12 protein-coding genes are annotated in these 15635 nt (G+C 63.0%); all 12 read left to right on the forward strand.

Annotated features, from left to right (window positions below; genetic code table 11):
- The first annotated feature begins 12 nt into the window (after window positions 1-12).
- Window positions 13-936 carry a choline ABC transporter substrate-binding protein gene (choX, locus tag J1C52_RS01290; protein ID WP_227426107.1) on the forward strand — a complete coding sequence of 308 codons (924 nt, stop codon included), beginning with the start codon at window positions 13-15 and terminating at the stop codon, window positions 934-936.
- 57 nt (window positions 937-993) lie between these two features.
- Window positions 994-1845 (forward strand): choline ABC transporter permease subunit, encoded by an 852-nt coding sequence (gene choW, locus J1C52_RS01295; RefSeq protein ID WP_227426108.1) that lies wholly within the window; start codon window positions 994-996, stop codon window positions 1843-1845.
- Window positions 1842-2894 carry a choline ABC transporter ATP-binding protein gene (gene choV / locus J1C52_RS01300; RefSeq protein WP_227426109.1) on the forward strand — a complete coding sequence of 351 codons (1053 nt, stop codon included), beginning with the start codon at window positions 1842-1844 and terminating at the stop codon, window positions 2892-2894. The genes choW and choV overlap by 4 nt, the downstream gene beginning before the upstream one ends.
- Window positions 2895-3029: 135 nt before the next feature.
- Complete coding sequence (locus J1C52_RS01305) at window positions 3030-5318, forward strand: glycosyl hydrolase family 28-related protein (protein WP_227426110.1); 2289 nt, start codon at window positions 3030-3032, stop codon at window positions 5316-5318.
- Between the two features lie 473 nt (window positions 5319-5791).
- On the forward strand, window positions 5792-7738 hold the full coding sequence (gene acs, locus J1C52_RS01310) for an acetate--CoA ligase (RefSeq protein ID WP_227426111.1): 1947 nt from the start codon (window positions 5792-5794) through the stop codon (window positions 7736-7738).
- Window positions 7739-7742: 4 nt separating this feature from the next.
- Window positions 7743-8420, forward strand: a complete 678-nt coding sequence (locus J1C52_RS01315; RefSeq protein WP_227426112.1) for an adenylate kinase — start codon at window positions 7743-7745, stop codon at window positions 8418-8420.
- Window positions 8421-8584: 164 nt separating this feature from the next.
- Entirely contained in the window at window positions 8585-8839 is a 255-nt protein-coding gene (locus J1C52_RS01320; RefSeq protein ID WP_227426113.1) for a DUF4212 domain-containing protein, read from the forward strand.
- A 15-nt stretch (window positions 8840-8854) separates the two neighbouring features.
- Window positions 8855-10621 (forward strand): sodium:solute symporter family protein, encoded by a 1767-nt coding sequence (locus J1C52_RS01325; RefSeq protein WP_227426114.1) that lies wholly within the window; start codon window positions 8855-8857, stop codon window positions 10619-10621.
- An 89-nt stretch (window positions 10622-10710) separates the two neighbouring features.
- The gene (locus J1C52_RS01330; protein WP_227426115.1) at window positions 10711-12540 is read left to right on the forward strand and encodes a DUF294 nucleotidyltransferase-like domain-containing protein; all 1830 of its coding nucleotides are present in this window, start codon (window positions 10711-10713) and stop codon (window positions 12538-12540) included.
- A gap of 13 nt (window positions 12541-12553) precedes the next feature.
- Window positions 12554-13105 (forward strand): hypothetical protein, encoded by a 552-nt coding sequence (locus J1C52_RS01335; protein ID WP_227426116.1) that lies wholly within the window; start codon window positions 12554-12556, stop codon window positions 13103-13105.
- Window positions 13080-13499 (forward strand): response regulator transcription factor, encoded by a 420-nt coding sequence (locus tag J1C52_RS01340; RefSeq protein ID WP_227426117.1) that lies wholly within the window; start codon window positions 13080-13082, stop codon window positions 13497-13499. Before J1C52_RS01335 ends, J1C52_RS01340 begins: the two co-directional genes overlap by 26 nt.
- Entirely contained in the window at window positions 13492-15588 is a 2097-nt protein-coding gene (locus tag J1C52_RS01345; protein ID WP_227426118.1) for a 3'-5' exonuclease, read from the forward strand. Before J1C52_RS01340 ends, J1C52_RS01345 begins: the two co-directional genes overlap by 8 nt.
- Window positions 15589-15635: the final 47 nt, after the last annotated feature.

Below are 15635 nucleotides of genomic sequence, written 5' to 3' on the forward strand. Positions count from 1 at the left end.
GGAGATACATCAATGACCCTTCGCCTGACGACGCTGGCCGCCGCCGCCCTTGCCGCTGGCCCGGCCTTTGCCGACTGCTCTTCTGTCACCTTCTCGGATGTGGGCTGGACCGACATCACCGCCACCACCGCCGTGGCCACGACCATTCTGGACGCGTTGGGCTACCAGACGAACACGCTGGTGCTGTCGGTGCCCGTGACCTACACCTCCATGGCGAATGGCGATGTGGACGTGTTCCTTGGCAACTGGATGCCCACGATGGAAGCCGACATCGCCCCTTACCGCGAGGCTGGCACGGTCGAGACGGTGCGCCGCAATCTAGCGGGCGCGAAATATACACTGGCCACCAATGCGGCAGGTGCAGCCCTTGGCATTACCGATTTCGCCAGCATCGCCGCGCAGGCAGAGGCGCTGGAGGGCAAGATCTACGGCATTGAGCCGGGCAATGACGGCAACCGCCTGATCCTTGACATGATAGCTGCGGATGCATTTGGCCTGTCGGGCTTCGAGGTCGTCGAAAGTTCCGAGCAAGGGATGCTGTCCCAAGTCGCCCGCGCCGACCGCCGCGATGAGCCAGTTGTGTTCTTGGGGTGGGAACCGCACCCGATGAACGCGGCTTATGAGATGACCTATCTGGCCGGTGGCGACGACTGGTTCGGCCCCGATTTCGGCGGCGCAGAGGTCTATACCAACACCCGCGCGGGCTTTGTTGCCGAATGCCCCAATGTCGGTGCGTTCCTGAACAATCTGGAATTCACGCTGGCCATGGAAAACGAGATCATGGGCGCGATCCTGAACGATGGCACCGCCCCAGAGGCCGCGGCCAGCGCATGGCTGTCGGCCAACCGCGGCGCCATTGCGCCGTGGCTGGAAGGTGTGACCACCATGGATGGCGGCGACGCGATGGCGGCTGTCACCGCTGCGCTCGACGGCTGACACAAGCGGCACGCGCCCCGGACCTGATCCGGGGCCTTGCCGTTTCTTGGTTGCGCCATGTCCGACCCGCTCGTCACCCCCATAACAGACGCGAAGATCCCCGTGGGCCGGGTTGTGGCCTCGGGGTTCGACTGGGTGCAAGACACCTTCATCACCGCCTTTGACACGCTGGAGCTGACCCTGCGCAGCATGATCGGCGGGTTGGAAGCGGCGCTGACCGGGCCGCATCCGTTCCTCGTCATAGCCGCCTTCGGGGCGCTGACATGGCTTTTGCAACGCAAATGGGTCTCGGTGCTGGTGGTGGTGCTCTGCGCCCTGTTCGCACTGAACCAAGGCTATTGGGAATTGACCATGCAGACATTGACGCTGGTTCTGGCGTCTTGCGTGGTGTGCATGGGCGTGGGCGTGCCCTTGGGCATATACGCCGCGCATCACCCGAAATTCTACCGCGCGCTGACACCCATTCTGGACCTGATGCAAACGCTGCCGGTATTCGTCTACCTGATCCCGGTTCTGGTGTTGTTCGGGCTGGGCATGGTTCCGGGCTTGGTCGCCACGGTGATTTTCGCCATGCCCGCGGCGATCCGGCTGACGGAGCTTGGCATCCGCTCGACCCCGCGCGCCTTGTCCGAAGCCGCGACCGCCTTCGGCGCGACCACCGCCCAGCGCATCTGGAAGGTGGAATTGCCCTATGCCTTTCCACAGATCATGGCGGGCTTGAACCAGACGATCATGCTGTCGCTGTCGATGGTCGTGATCGCGGGTCTGGTGGGCGCGCCGGGCTTGGGCGTGTCCATCGTGCGCGCGCTTAACACGGTGAACGCGGCCTTGGGGTTTGAGGCTGGCGCGGTCATCGTGGCCGTGGCCATCATGCTGGACCGTATGCTGCGGGTGGAGGCGAAGCGATGACTGATCCTGCCGTGCGTTTCCGCAACGTCTCTATCGTGTTCGGGTCGAACCCCTACAAGGCGATCCCGTTGATGGAAACGGGCCAGACCCGCGACGCCATCAAGGAAAAAACGGGCCAAGTTCTGGGCGTCCATGATTGCTCGCTTGACGTAGCGCCGGGCGAAATTGTCGTGCTGATGGGGCTGTCTGGGTCGGGCAAATCCACGCTGTTGCGGGCCGTGAACGGGCTGAACAAGATCGTGCAGGGCGATGTGCTGGTCAATGACGGAACCGAATTGGTCAGTGTGCCTAATGCCAGCAGTGCGCAGTTGCGCGCCCTGCGCACCAAAACGGTTGCGATGGTGTTCCAGCAATTCGGCCTGCTTCCATGGCGGTCGGTGCGCGAGAATGTTGGCCTTGGGCTGGAACTGGCCGGCATGGCCAAACGCGCGCGCCGCGAGAAGATCGACACGCAGCTTGAACTGGTGGGCCTGACACAATGGGCGGACCAGCCAGTAAGCGCGCTTTCCGGCGGCATGCAGCAGCGCGTCGGGTTGGCGCGGGCCTTTGCCACAGATGCGCCGGTCTTGCTGATGGACGAGCCCTTCTCGGCGCTTGACCCGCTGATCCGCGCGCGGCTGCAAGACGAATTGCTGGAATTGCAGGCACGGCTGAAGCGCACGATCATCTTCGTCAGCCACGATCTGGACGAGGCGTTCAAGCTGGGCAACCGCATCGCCATTCTGGAAGGCGGACGGATGATCCAATGCGGCACGCCCTCGCAGATTTTCCAGACCCCGGCCAACCAATACGTGGCCGATTTCGTCGCCAATATGAACCCGCTTGGCGTTTTGTGCGCGCGTGACGCGCTTGTGCCGGGCGCGATCACCGGGGCGGACACCCGCAGCGTGGCGCAGGACACCCCCATCCGCGAGGTCATGGCCCGGTTCGACGCCCATCACGACATGCTGCGCGTGACCGATGGCGATCAGGTGCTGGGCTGCGTGACCCGCGCCTCTGTCATGGATGCGCTGACCGCCATGCGTGGCACGGCCCCCACCGCCCCATAGGCAGCGCACGCTGCCCTGACCGCGACTTAACGGCTTTGGACTATCCCTTGTTCCATCCGGCCGAGGCACCTTGTCCCATCCCCGATGGGCACGTCTTCGGCCCTGTGCTCTGGAACAATCAAAAGGATCGTCCGCATGAACATGGCCGTCACCCAAGGGCTGAACCTGATGCCCCCGCCGTTTTCCGCCGGTCTGGACACCTGGTCGCAAACGACGGGCCGACCGGGCACGCCCACCTATGACAGCGCGGCTTTCGCGGCCTTCGTGCCGTCGGACCCGGATTTCGACGGCTGCCTTGAAGTGCAGAAAATCTCTGCCACCACGCGGCTGCGCTGGATGACGGAACTGCCGGTCATTCCGGGCTGCTATTACCGGGTGCGCGCCTTGGTGAAGGGCATGGCGGGCGTCCTGCCGGATGTCGCGGTCGGCGCATGGGTGGGCAATCAGGGCGGCGCAGAGCTGACGGCCCTGCCCAATTCCGGCCCTGTCACCAGCCTGACCAGCTATGGCGAGATCGTCGAGATCTCTGCCATCATCGGCACGGGCGCACGCACGGGCGTCGACATGGTCTGGAGCCTGGATGCCAAGCGCGCCCATTTCGGGCTGGACCTGACGGGGCCGACAGGTGGCGTAATCCGCATTGACGACATCATCATCGAAGATGTGACCAATGCGTTTTCGTCCGACCTGCTGGGCGTGGTGGACGTGGTCGATTTCGGCGCTGCGGGCGATGGCACGACCGATGACCACGCTGCCTTTCTGGCCGCCATCTCGGCGGCGGGCAAGCGCCGCCTGCTGGTGCCCGAGGGCGTGTTCCATATTGGGTCCGACCTGACCATCCCTGGCCCTGTCACCTTCCGTGGCACGCTGGACATGTCCGACCAGACGCTGCTGATCCTGCATGACGATTTCAGCCTGCCCGCCTATGAAGCCGCACTTGGCAATGACGTGGCGGCGCTGCGCAAGGGGTTGCAGGCGCTGTTCCATACCAACCAGCATGTCGCCTTTGACATGAAGGGCGGGCGGGTCAACCTGACCGCGCCGATCGACCTGCGCGCGCTGGTGGGGTTCGACAACGCGAATGTGCATCTTGTGCTGCAAAACGGCCAGTTGCGGGCCGCTGACGTGGGCGATTGGGACACGGTCACTGTCACCCGCACCGCGACCTATTCGCCATCCAACCCGCTGACCCTGACGGGCGTCAGCAATGTCGCCGGGGTTCCGGTCGGCGCACGGGTGTCGGGTGTCGGTGTGGGGCGCGAGGTCTATGTGCGCGCGCGCAACACCGCCGCGGGCACGCTGACCCTGTCGCAACCGCTGCATGGCGGGGCGGGCACGCAAAGCTTCACCTTCCACCGTTATCAATACCTGCTGGATTGCTCGGGCTTCTCGAACCTGTCGAATTTCGAATGCCGCCATATCGAATTCCTGTGCCGGGGCCGCGCCAGCGCCGTCATGTTGCCCGAGGATGGCAGCATCATGCGCTTTACCGATTGCGATTTCGACCGCCCCAAGGATCGCGGCATCACCTCTATCGGGAAGGGGTGCCAAGGCCTGACGGTGGATCGCTGCCAGTTCGCCAGCGCGGAAATGACCCTGCGCTCGCAGGACCGCACCGTGATCGCCTTTAACACCAACAACAACGACGCCAAAATCCGCAACAATCGCGCGGTGCTTTGGGCGCATTTCGGGGTCATGGGCGGCACGGGACATATCATCACCGGCAACCATTTCTTCGCCGGCGATGACGAGCCGCAGGGCGTGCGCCAAGCCGGGATCGTGCTGACCGACGTGAACCTGAAAACCACGATCACGGGCAATTACATCGACAATTGCTTTATCGAGCTTTCGAACGAATACGCGCCCGAGCCGAATTTCACCGGAGGCTTTTCTTTTGGCGGACTGACCGTGACCGGCAATATCTTCATCGCCAGCGGGGTCGCGCCCTGGTTCAATTGGATCGTGGTGCGGCCCCTGGGGTCGGGGCAGCATCTTCAGGGGCTGCATGTATCGGGCAATGTGTTCCGCACGGTCGGCAACCGCATTGACCGTGTCGATGCGGTGGACACGACCTTTGGCACGCTGGACTATACCCGCTTTCGCAACGTGATCTTCGACAACAACGCCTATAACGGGGTCGATTTCCCGACTGAAAGCCCCTGTGTCGTGCTGCATGACCAGAACACCAACGCTTCGACCTGGGTGGTCGATACGGGCGGCAAACTGCCCTTTGGCGGCTGGGCGCGCACGGTGTCGTCGGTCGTGATGGAGGGGCGCGCGCAAGATGGCAGCAACGCGACCCGCTACGAGATGCCCTATACCGAGATCCAGCAGGGGCCGAATAACGACCGCATCAACCTGCGGTGGCCCGCCGCGACGCGGGGCCGCGCGGTCGTCACGGTCCGGGTGGACCGCCCGCTGTGACGGGTATTTCATCCTTGGGGATTTCGTAATCCCGTGACCGTTCGGGCGGGCCGAGAGATCGGCCCGCCCTAGTGCTATCACCCCCAAGCCGAATCGCCCGAATCAGTTTGCTGCGCACAGCGCGGTCGCCGCTTTACGATTCTTTCGCGGCGCCCGAAGCCACGCTCCCATGCCTGAAGCCCGCTTTCTGCTAGCGCAACCAGCTTTGCGCACCCGCTTGGCGCTGCCTTGAAAATGCCTTGTTTTCCGGGCGTCTCTGCACTGCAGCGCAAAATAGTTTTCAGTCTTGACGCGCTATGTGTGAATATTTTTACAAAAAAATCGTTATTCCTAAAAAGTTTACCACTTCGTTGACGAATGCGTTATAACCGCCTCGGGGACCGGTGTCGGGCGATGGAGCGCTGCGGCACCATGACAAGGGGGGCGGTCGCGTGGTTTTGCGCAGTCTTGCTCCCGCGACTGGAGGAGCATTCATGTCACAGACCTATCCGGCATCCGACGATTTCATCGCCAAGGCGCATGTGAACGCGGCGCAATACGATGAAATGTATGCCGCATCCGTGGCCGACCCCGACGCGTTCTGGGGTGAGCACGGCAAGCGCATCGACTGGATCAAGCCTTATACCAAGGTGAAGAACACCAGCTTCGAATTCGGCAAGGTCGACATCAAGTGGTTCGAGGACGGCACGCTGAACGTGGCCGCCAATTGCATTGACCGCCATGTTGCCACCCGTGGCGACCAGACCGCGATCATCTGGGAACCCGATGACCCCAAGACGCCCGCGAAACATATCACCTATGCGCAATTGAAAGACGAAGTCAGCCGCATGGCCAATGTGCTGAAGGCACAGGGCATCGGCAAGGGCGACCGGGTCGTGATCTACCTGCCGATGATCCCCGAAGCCGCCTATGCCATGCTGGCCTGCGCGCGTATTGGGGCGATTCATTCCATCGTGTTTGCAGGCTTTTCGCCCGACGCGCTGGCCAACCGCATCAACGATTGCGGCGCGAAGGCCGTTATCACTGCCGACACCGCCCCGCGCGGTGGCCGCCGCACCGCGCTGAAATCGAACACCGACAAGGCGCTGTTCGACTGCTCGGACAAGGTGAAGTGCTTTGTCGTCAAGCATACCGGCGACCAGACAACATGGGTTGATGGCCGTGATCTGGACCTGAAAGCCATGATGGCCGAGGCCAGCACCGATTGCCCGCCCGAGGAAATGGGCGCGGAAGACCCGCTGTTCATCCTCTACACCTCTGGCTCGACCGGCCGCCCTAAGGGTGTTGTGCACACCTCTGGCGGCTACCTGGTCTATGCCGCGATGACGCAGCAGCTGACCTTTGATTACCATGATGGCGACATCTTCTGGTGCACCGCCGATGTGGGTTGGGTCACGGGCCACAGCTACATCGTCTATGGCCCGCTGGCCAATGGCGCGACCACGATCATGTTCGAAGGCGTGCCGACCTACCCCGATGCGGGCCGTTTCTGGGAAGTCTGCGCCAAGCACAAGGTCAACCAGTTCTACACCGCCCCCACCGCGATCCGCGCGCTGATGGGCCAAGGCACCGAATGGGTCGAAAAGCACGATTTGTCGTCGCTGAAGCTGCTGGGGTCCGTGGGTGAACCCATCAACCCCGAAGCGTGGAACTGGTATAACACCCATGTCGGCAAGGGCCGTTGCCCCATCGTCGATACATTCTGGCAGACAGAAACCGGCGGGCACATGATTACCGCCCTGCCGGGTGCGACCGCCGCCAAGCCCGGCGCCGCAACGAAACCCTTCTTCGGCGTGCAGCCAGAGGTTCTGGACCCGGCGACCGCCGAAATCCAGACCGAGACCGCTACCGAAGGCGTTCTGTGCATCAAGGATAGCTGGCCGGGTCAGATGCGCACTGTCTGGGGCGACCATGAGCGTTTCATGGACACCTATTTCAGCCAGTATAAGGGCTACTATTTCACCGGCGACGGCTGCCGCCGCGATGCTGATGGCGATTACTGGATCACGGGCCGCGTCGATGACGTGATCAACGTGTCCGGCCACCGCATGGGCACCGCCGAGGTGGAATCCGCCCTTGTCGCGCATGAAACCGTGGCAGAGGCCGCCGTGGTGGGCTACCCGCATGACATCAAGGGTCAAGGCATCTACGCCTATGTCACCCTGATGAACGGGATCGAGCCCAGCGAAGAGCTGCGCAAGGAACTGGTGAAATGGGTCCGCACCGAAATCGGCCCGATCGCCAGCCCGGACCTGATCCAATGGGCACCGGGCCTGCCGAAAACCCGCTCTGGCAAGATCATGCGCCGTATCCTGCGCAAGATTGCAGAGAATGACTACGGCGCTTTGGGCGACACCTCGACCTTGGCCGACCCGTCGGTGGTCGATGACCTGATCGACAACCGGATGAACCGGGGCTGAGGAGATGGACGCCATGACCAAAACAACCGTTCTGATCCTGCTTGGCCCTCCGGGGGCCGGCAAGGGCACCCAAGCCCGGATGCTGGAGCAGAAATTCGGGCTGGTGCAATTGTCCACCGGCGATCTGCTGCGCGCGGCTGTGGCTGCGGGCACGGAAGCAGGCTTGCAGGCGAAAGCGGTGATGGAAGCGGGTGGGCTTGTCAGCGACGAGATCGTGCTGGCCATCCTGCGCGACCGCATGAACGAGCCGGACACCGCCAAGGGCGTCATCCTTGACGGCTTCCCGCGCACCGCTGGCCAAGCCGCCGCCCTCGACACCCTGCTGGAGGAGCAGGGCATGTCGCTGGGCGCGGCCATCTCGCTAGAGGTGGACGACGCCGCGATGGTCGAGCGTGTGTCGGGCCGCTACACCTGCGCCAAATGCGGCGAAGGCTACCATGACAGCTTCAAGACGCCTGCCGTGGCGGGTGTCTGCGATGCTTGCGGCAGCACCGAATTCAAGCGCCGTGCCGATGACAATGCCGAAACCGTCGGCGCCCGCCTGAGCGCCTATCACGACCAAACCGCGCCGCTGATTGCCTATTACGACGGCAAAGGCGCGCTGAAACGCGTGGACGCCATGGGCGAGATCGACCGCATCGCGGCCGATCTGGGCGCGATCGTGACCGAGGTCACGGCCTAAGAGATCCGGGCAACCGGGGCTGGCGCATCCGTGCGCCGGCATTTGCGGGAACAGCGCTTGCGCCAAACCCGTGCCCGTTCCGCGCCAACGCGCGCGGCTACCGGGGGAGAGAGGAAGCCTGCCTCATGCCGGGGCAGGCGCAGGAGGAAACTGGGAGACGTCACATGTCAGACAAGTCACGCGGCGCCTATTGGGCCGCCAATATCCGGATCATTACCATTTCGATGGTGATCTGGGCGTTGGTGTCCTTCGGGTTTGCCATCATTCTACGCCCGCTTCTGTCGGGTATTCCGGTCGGGGGCACCGATCTTGGGTTCTGGTTCGCGCAACAAGGCTCGATCCTGACCTTCATCGTGCTCATTTTCTATTACACCTCTTACATGAACAAACTCGACAAAGAGTTTGACGTGGAAGAATAAGGGATACCCGAGATCATGGATCAGTTTGTAATCAACCTTATCTTCGTGGGGGCGTCCTTCGCGCTCTACGTCGGTATCGCGATCTGGGCACGCGCCGGGTCGACCTCTGACTTCTATGCCGCATCGCGCGGCGTGAACCCCATCGTCAACGGTGCTGCCACGGCGGCCGACTGGATGTCTGCGGCATCCTTCATCTCGATGGCGGGCCTGATCGCCTTCGTGGGCTATGGCAACTCGACCTTCCTGATGGGCTGGACCGGCGGCTACGTGCTTTTGGCAATGCTTCTGGCACCCTACCTGCGCAAATTCGGCCGTTTCACGGTTCCGGATTTCATCGGCGACCGCTTCTACAGCCAGACCGCGCGCCTTGTGGCCGTTATCTCGCTACTGGTGATCTCGATCACCTATGTGATCGGGCAGATGACCGGTGCAGGCGTGGCCTTCTCGCGCTTCCTGGAAGTGTCGAACACCACCGGTCTGTTCATCGCATCGGCTGTTGTGTTCGTCTACGCCGTTCTGGGCGGGATGAAGGGCATCACCTACACGCAGCTTGCACAATACGTCGTGCTGATTATCGCCTATACCATTCCGGCGGTCTTCATCTCGCTGCAACTGACCGGCAACCCGCTGCCCCAGCTTGGCCTGTTCAGCACCCATACCGGGTCTGGCCAGCCGCTGCTGACCACCCTGAACGAAATTCTGGTGGATCTGGGCTTCAACGACTACACCGGCAACCACGGCTCGACCTTCAACATGGTGCTGTTCACCCTGTCGCTGATGGTCGGCACCGCCGGTCTGCCCCACGTCATCATCCGCTTCTTTACCGTTCCGAAAGTGTCGGATGCGCGTAAATCGGCAGGTTGGGCGCTGGTCTTCATCGCGCTGCTTTACACCGTTGCTCCGGCAGTGGGTGCAATGGCACGCCTGAACATCATCACCACCATCTTCCCGAACGGCCTGACCGAAACGCCGCTGGCCTATGCGGACAAGCCCGACTGGATGCTGAACTGGGAAAACACCGGCCTGCTGGCGTTCGAAGACAAGAACGGCGACGGTTTCATCCAGTACTACAACGACGCAAACCCGCCTGCGATTGCAGAGGAACTGGGCTGGGCCGGCAACGAAATGGTCACCTTCAACCGTGACATCCTCGTGCTTGCAAACCCGGAAATCGCACAGCTTCCGGGCTGGGTGATCGGTCTGATCGCGGCTGGTGGTCTGGCAGCGGCATTGTCGACGGCGGCAGGTCTGCTTCTGGCGATCTCGTCGGCAGTTAGCCACGACCTGATCAAGTCGATGATCAACCCCAACATCTCGGAAAAGGGCGAGCTGTTGGCCGCGCGTATCTCGATGGGCTTCGCGATTGCCTTGGCAACCTATCTGGGCCTGAACCCTCCGGGGTTTGCCGCGCAGGTGGTGGCACTGGCCTTCGGTCTGGCCGCAAGCTCGCTGTTCCCGGCGATCATGATGGGCATCTTCTCGAAGAAGATGAACTCGGCTGGTGCAATCACCGGTATGATCGTGGGTCTGGGTTCGACCGTGCTCTACATCTTCACCTATCTGGGTTGGTTCTTCATCCCCGGCACCAACATGCTGGCAAACACCCCGGATAACTGGATCCTCGGCATCTCGCCGCTGAGCTTCGGCGCAGTGGGTGCGGTTCTGAACTTTGCTGCGGCTTACGTCGTCTACAAGATGACGGGCGATGCTCCGGCAGAAATCCAGGAACTGGTGGAATCGATCCGCGTGCCGAAAGGCGCTGGCGCGGCTGTCGATCACTGATCTGACGCAAAGACACAAGGCCTGCCCCCCTGTTATTAGGGGGGCAGGCCACCCCGGCCAGCCTGGCCACCCTACCCCGGAAACATGTCATGCCCGATGTCAGCCCCAAGGTTCTGGAATTCCTGCAATCGGTGCACCCGTATGACACGCTGCCGCTTGACGAATTGACGCGCGTCGCCAATTCCTTCTGCCGCAACGAATTTGCCGCAGGCACCGTAATTTATACCGAAGGCGAGCCTATCGGCGGCGTCTGGCTGGTGAAATCCGGCACGGTCGAGGTGACGGACACCCATGGCGCGCTGGTGTCCATCCTGAACCCGCGCAACTCTTTCGGCGAGCGTGGGCTGCTGCGCGACGGGCGCGCGGCAACGACCGCGACCACCACATCCGACGCTGTCCTGCTGCAATTGCCGGGGGGCGAGTTGCGCCACCTGATCGCCAATTTCCCGGCCTTCGAGCGGTTTTTCAGCCGGGGCCAAGGCCAGAACAAGCTGGGCCGCCAGAATGATCTGGCCACGCTGAAAGTGGCCGATCTGATGGTGCGCAATCCGCTCAGCGCGACGCCCAGCACCACCGCACAAGAGGCCGCCCGCACCCTGCGCGAGCACCGCATTTCCTGTGTGCCCGTGGTCGAGGGCGAAACGCTGGTCGGCATTGTCACCACGCGCGACCTATCTGGCAAGGTGCTGGCCGAGGGGCGTAGCCCCGACACGCCGCTGGCAGAGTTTATGACCCGTGATCCGCTGTCGCTGGACCCCAGCGCGCTGGGGTCTGACATTTTGCACATGATGCTGGAACACCGCATCGGCCACGTGCCCGTCACACGCGGCGGCAAACTGGTCGGCATGATTACACAAACCGACCTGACGCGGTTCCAGGCCATCAGTTCTGCCCAGCTTGTGCGCGACGCCGCGAATGCCGCGACCATTGATGAGTTAGCCGAGGTGACAGCCCGCATTCCGCAATTGTTGATGCAGCTTGTCGGCGCGCATAACGCGCATGACGTGGTCACGCGTCTGATTACCGACATTGCCGACACTGTCACCCGGCGTTTGTTGCGCATGGCAGAGGACGAATTCGGCCCCGCGCCCGTGCCCTATCTGTGGGCGGCCTGCGGCAGCCAAGGGCGGCAAGAACAAACCGGCGTCAGCGATCAGGACAATTGCCTGATTATCGACGACAGCGCGACGCCCGATGACATGGGCTATTTCACCCGGCTGGCCCGTTTCGTCAGCGATGGGCTGGATGCGGCGGGCTATTTCTATTGCCCCGGCGACATGATGGCCACGAACCCGCGCTGGTGTCAGCCTGTCTCGGTCTGGCGGCGCTATTTCTCCGGCTGGATCAACACCCCTTCGACAGAAGCGCAGATGCTGGCCTCTGTGATGTTCGACCTGCGCCCCATTGGCGGGCAAGTCAGCCTGTTCCGCGATTTGCAGGCCGAAACGCTTGAAGCGGCCAGCAAGAACTCGATCTTCGTGGCGCATATGGTGTCGAATTCCATCAAGCACGCGCCGCCCTTGGGGCTGCTGCGCGGCTTTGCCACCATCCGCTCGGGCGAGCACAAGAACCATGTCGACATGAAACATGGCGGCGTGGTGCCGATCACCGATCTGGCGCGCGTCTATGCGCTGCGCGGCCGCATTCCGGCGGCCAATACCCGCGCGCGGCTGCTGGCGGCGGAAGAGGCGGGGATCATCTCTGTCTCGGGCGCGCGCGACCTGATCGAAGCCTATGACCTGATCGCCAACCTGCGGCTGGAAAACCAAGCGACGCTGGTGCGCATGGGCCGCAAACCCGACAATTTCCTTGCGCCGTCGGACCTGTCCGATTTCGAGCGCAGCCACCTGCGTGACGCCTTCGTCGTCGTGCGCACCATGCAATCCGCCGTGGGGCAGATTGCAGGCACCTTGGGCTGAAAGGGCGCAAATCATGCTGATCGAATTTATCGCAGTTGTCGTTGCCGGTGTGACAGGCTTCGGCCTTGCGCTGATCGCGCATCGCCTGACCCTGCGCCGCCTGCCCGACTGGACCGCCCCCTTTGGCGCGGCCTTGGGCATGGTGTTGATGGTCATCTACCTGGAATACAGTTGGGCCGGCCGCTTCGAGGCGGGCCTTCCAGAAGATGTGACCGTCGTCAGTCGCAACGAGCACCGCGTCTGGTATCGGCCATGGACCTATGTGGTGCCGCTGACAACACGCATCATCGCCGTCGATAACCGTATTCGCCAAACCAACGAAAACAATCCCGATCTGGTTTTGACCGGGGTGATCCTGAAAGAAAGATGGGCGCTGACCTTCGGGTTCAAATCCATCTTCGATTGTGCGGCAGGGCGCCGCGCGGACCTGTCCGAAGGCACGACGCTGGATGAAGAGGGCATCTTGCAGAATGTGGACTGGTTCCAGCTTGCGCCCGATGACCCGTTCCTGACGACCGCTTGTGGAGGAGGAGAGGACAATGGAGGACCAAGCGCGCAAGGCTGAGATTCTGGTCATCGAGGACGAGGACAATATCGCCATTGCCCTTGACTACCTGCTGACCCGCGAGGGCTATGCCCAAACCCGCCTTGCCACCGGCGCGGGCGCGGTCGACATGATCTGCACGCGCAAGCCGGATCTGGTGCTGCTGGATGTCATGCTGCCCGAAGTGTCGGGCTACGAGATTTGCCAAAGCGTGCGCGCGAACCACGATTGCGACAGCGTGCGCATCCTGATGATGACCGCGCGCGGCTCTGCGATGGAGCGGCGCAAGGGGCTGGCCATGGGCGCGGATGGCTTCATCTCGAAACCGTTCGAGCTGAAAGAGCTGCGCACGGAAGTGCGCCGGATGCTCGCGGCAGAGCGCAACCCCGCGCCCGAGGGCGCGCGCAATGCTTGACCGTCTGTCGCTACGCCTGCGTGTCCTTCTGTTTTTTGCGCTGATCGCGGTGGGCGCGGGTTTGGCGATCGCCGCCGGGGTCTGGCTGACCCTGTCGCGCAGTCCGCAGCCGGGGCTGGAAGCGCCCATGCTGCAAGCGGGCCTGATCGCGGGCTTCCTGATCCTGTTTCTGGTCACGGGCATCTGGTACCTGTTTGACGCGAATGTCGCCCGCGCCATTGACGGGCTGTCGAACGCCATCCGCAGCCGCGCCCATGCCGATGTGGGCGGCTCGCTTTCGCGAGAAGCGGAACAGGCCCGCTACCTTGGCGATCTGGCCCCAGCCGCGCAGGCGATCACGGCGTCGCTGGAACAGACCCGTTCGGCGCTGGCGGAATCGGTCGCGCGCGAAACCGCGCGCCTCTCGGCTGAAAAATCGCGGCTGGAAAAGCTGCTCGCGGATGTGCCCGTCGCGGTTCTGCTGTGCAACGCCGATTTCCAGCTGGCGTTTTACAACGGGCAGGCCGTGACCATTCTGGAAGCGGGCAATGCGCCGGGCCTCGACCGCAACTTGCTGGATTACCTGCGCGAAGGGCCGGTGCGCCACGCTTATGACCGTCTGCACCAGTTGGGCGACCCAGATGCCGTGTCGGACCTGATGTGCGCGACCACCGCGAGCGGGCGGCTATTGTCGGGCCGAATGCGCGTGTTGCGCCGCACCGACAATACCCGCCGCCCCGGTTTCGTGCTGACCCTGCGCGACGTGACCGCCGATCTGGCCGCCCATGCCGCGCGCGAATCGTTGCTGCAAGAAGTGTTCGACCGCGTCCGTCGCCCTGCCGCGAACCTGCAAACGGTCATCGGCGTGCTGGCCGAAAGCCCCGATATGGCACGCGAAACCGACCTGACGCAGGCCATGCAGGCCGAGGTACACGCGCTGGCAAGTGCGATCACCGAACTGGGCGCGCGCCATGACGCCACGCGCGGCGAATGGCTGCCGCAGACCCGCACCCGCTCGCGCGATCTGCTGGACGGGATAGAGGCACAGTTCACCGCCGACGGGCTGTTTCTGGAAACCGAAGGCCCGGAACTGGTGCTCACCTGCGACGGGTTCGAACTGGCCATGTTCTTCCGCTGGCTGGGCGGCAAGCTGGCGGAAACCAAGCGCGCCAAGACCTTCCGCCTTGTGCTGAGCGAAGAGGACGGCCCCGGCGCGATCCTTGACCTTATCTGGCAAGGCCCGCCCCTGCCCGTGGGCGAATTCGACGGCTGGCTGACCGACAGCATCGACCCCGACCTGCCCGATGTGACCGCGCGCTCTGTCCTGTCGGCGCACATGACCGAAGCCTGGACAGAAACGCGCCGTAACGGCCATGCCTGCGTGCGCCTGCCCATCCCGCAAGCGCGCCGCGCCACCCGGCGCCCCGCGCCCATAGAGCGGGACGTGGTCTATGATTTCGACCTGCTTTCGAAAGAGCGCAACGCGGGTGTGCTGGAAAGCCGGCTGGAAGACCTGACCTATGTGGTTTTTGACACGGAAACCACGGGGCTGACGCCCTCGGTCGACGAGATCGTGCAGATCGCCGCCGTGCGCGTGGTCAATGGCCGCCGCGTGCGGCGCGAGGTGTTCGACACGCTGGTCGACCCGAAACGGCCCATCCCGCAAAGCTCGACCGATGTGCATGGCATTACCGATGAAATGGTCATCGGTGCCCCAACGATTGCAGAGGCAGGCAAACGCTTCCACGATTTCGCGCGCGGGGCGGTGCTGATCGCGCATAACGCGCCTTTCGACATGGAATTCCTGCGCCGGCACGAGGCAGAGATCGGCGTGCAATTCGACCACCCGGTTCTGGATACAGTGCTTCTGTCGGCGGTTGTCTATGGCCAGTTGGACCAGCACTCGCTGGATGCGCTGACCGCGCGTCTGGGCATCACGATCCCTGAAGAGGCGCGCCATACCGCCATTGGCGACACGGTGGCGACGGCGGATGCGTTCCTGAAACTACTGCCCATGTTGCAGGCCAAGGGATTGAACACCTTCGGCGATGTGCTGGCAGAGGTGCGCCAGCATGGGCGGTTGCTGAAGGATCTGAACACGCGGATGTAGGGCACGCGGTATCAGTGGGCTACGCCCTTGTCCCGCGTCTTGGGATG

Origin of the sequence: Roseibaca sp. Y0-43, from assembly GCF_020667835.1 — a bacterium.
GTDB lineage: Bacteria > Pseudomonadota > Alphaproteobacteria > Rhodobacterales > Rhodobacteraceae > Roseinatronobacter.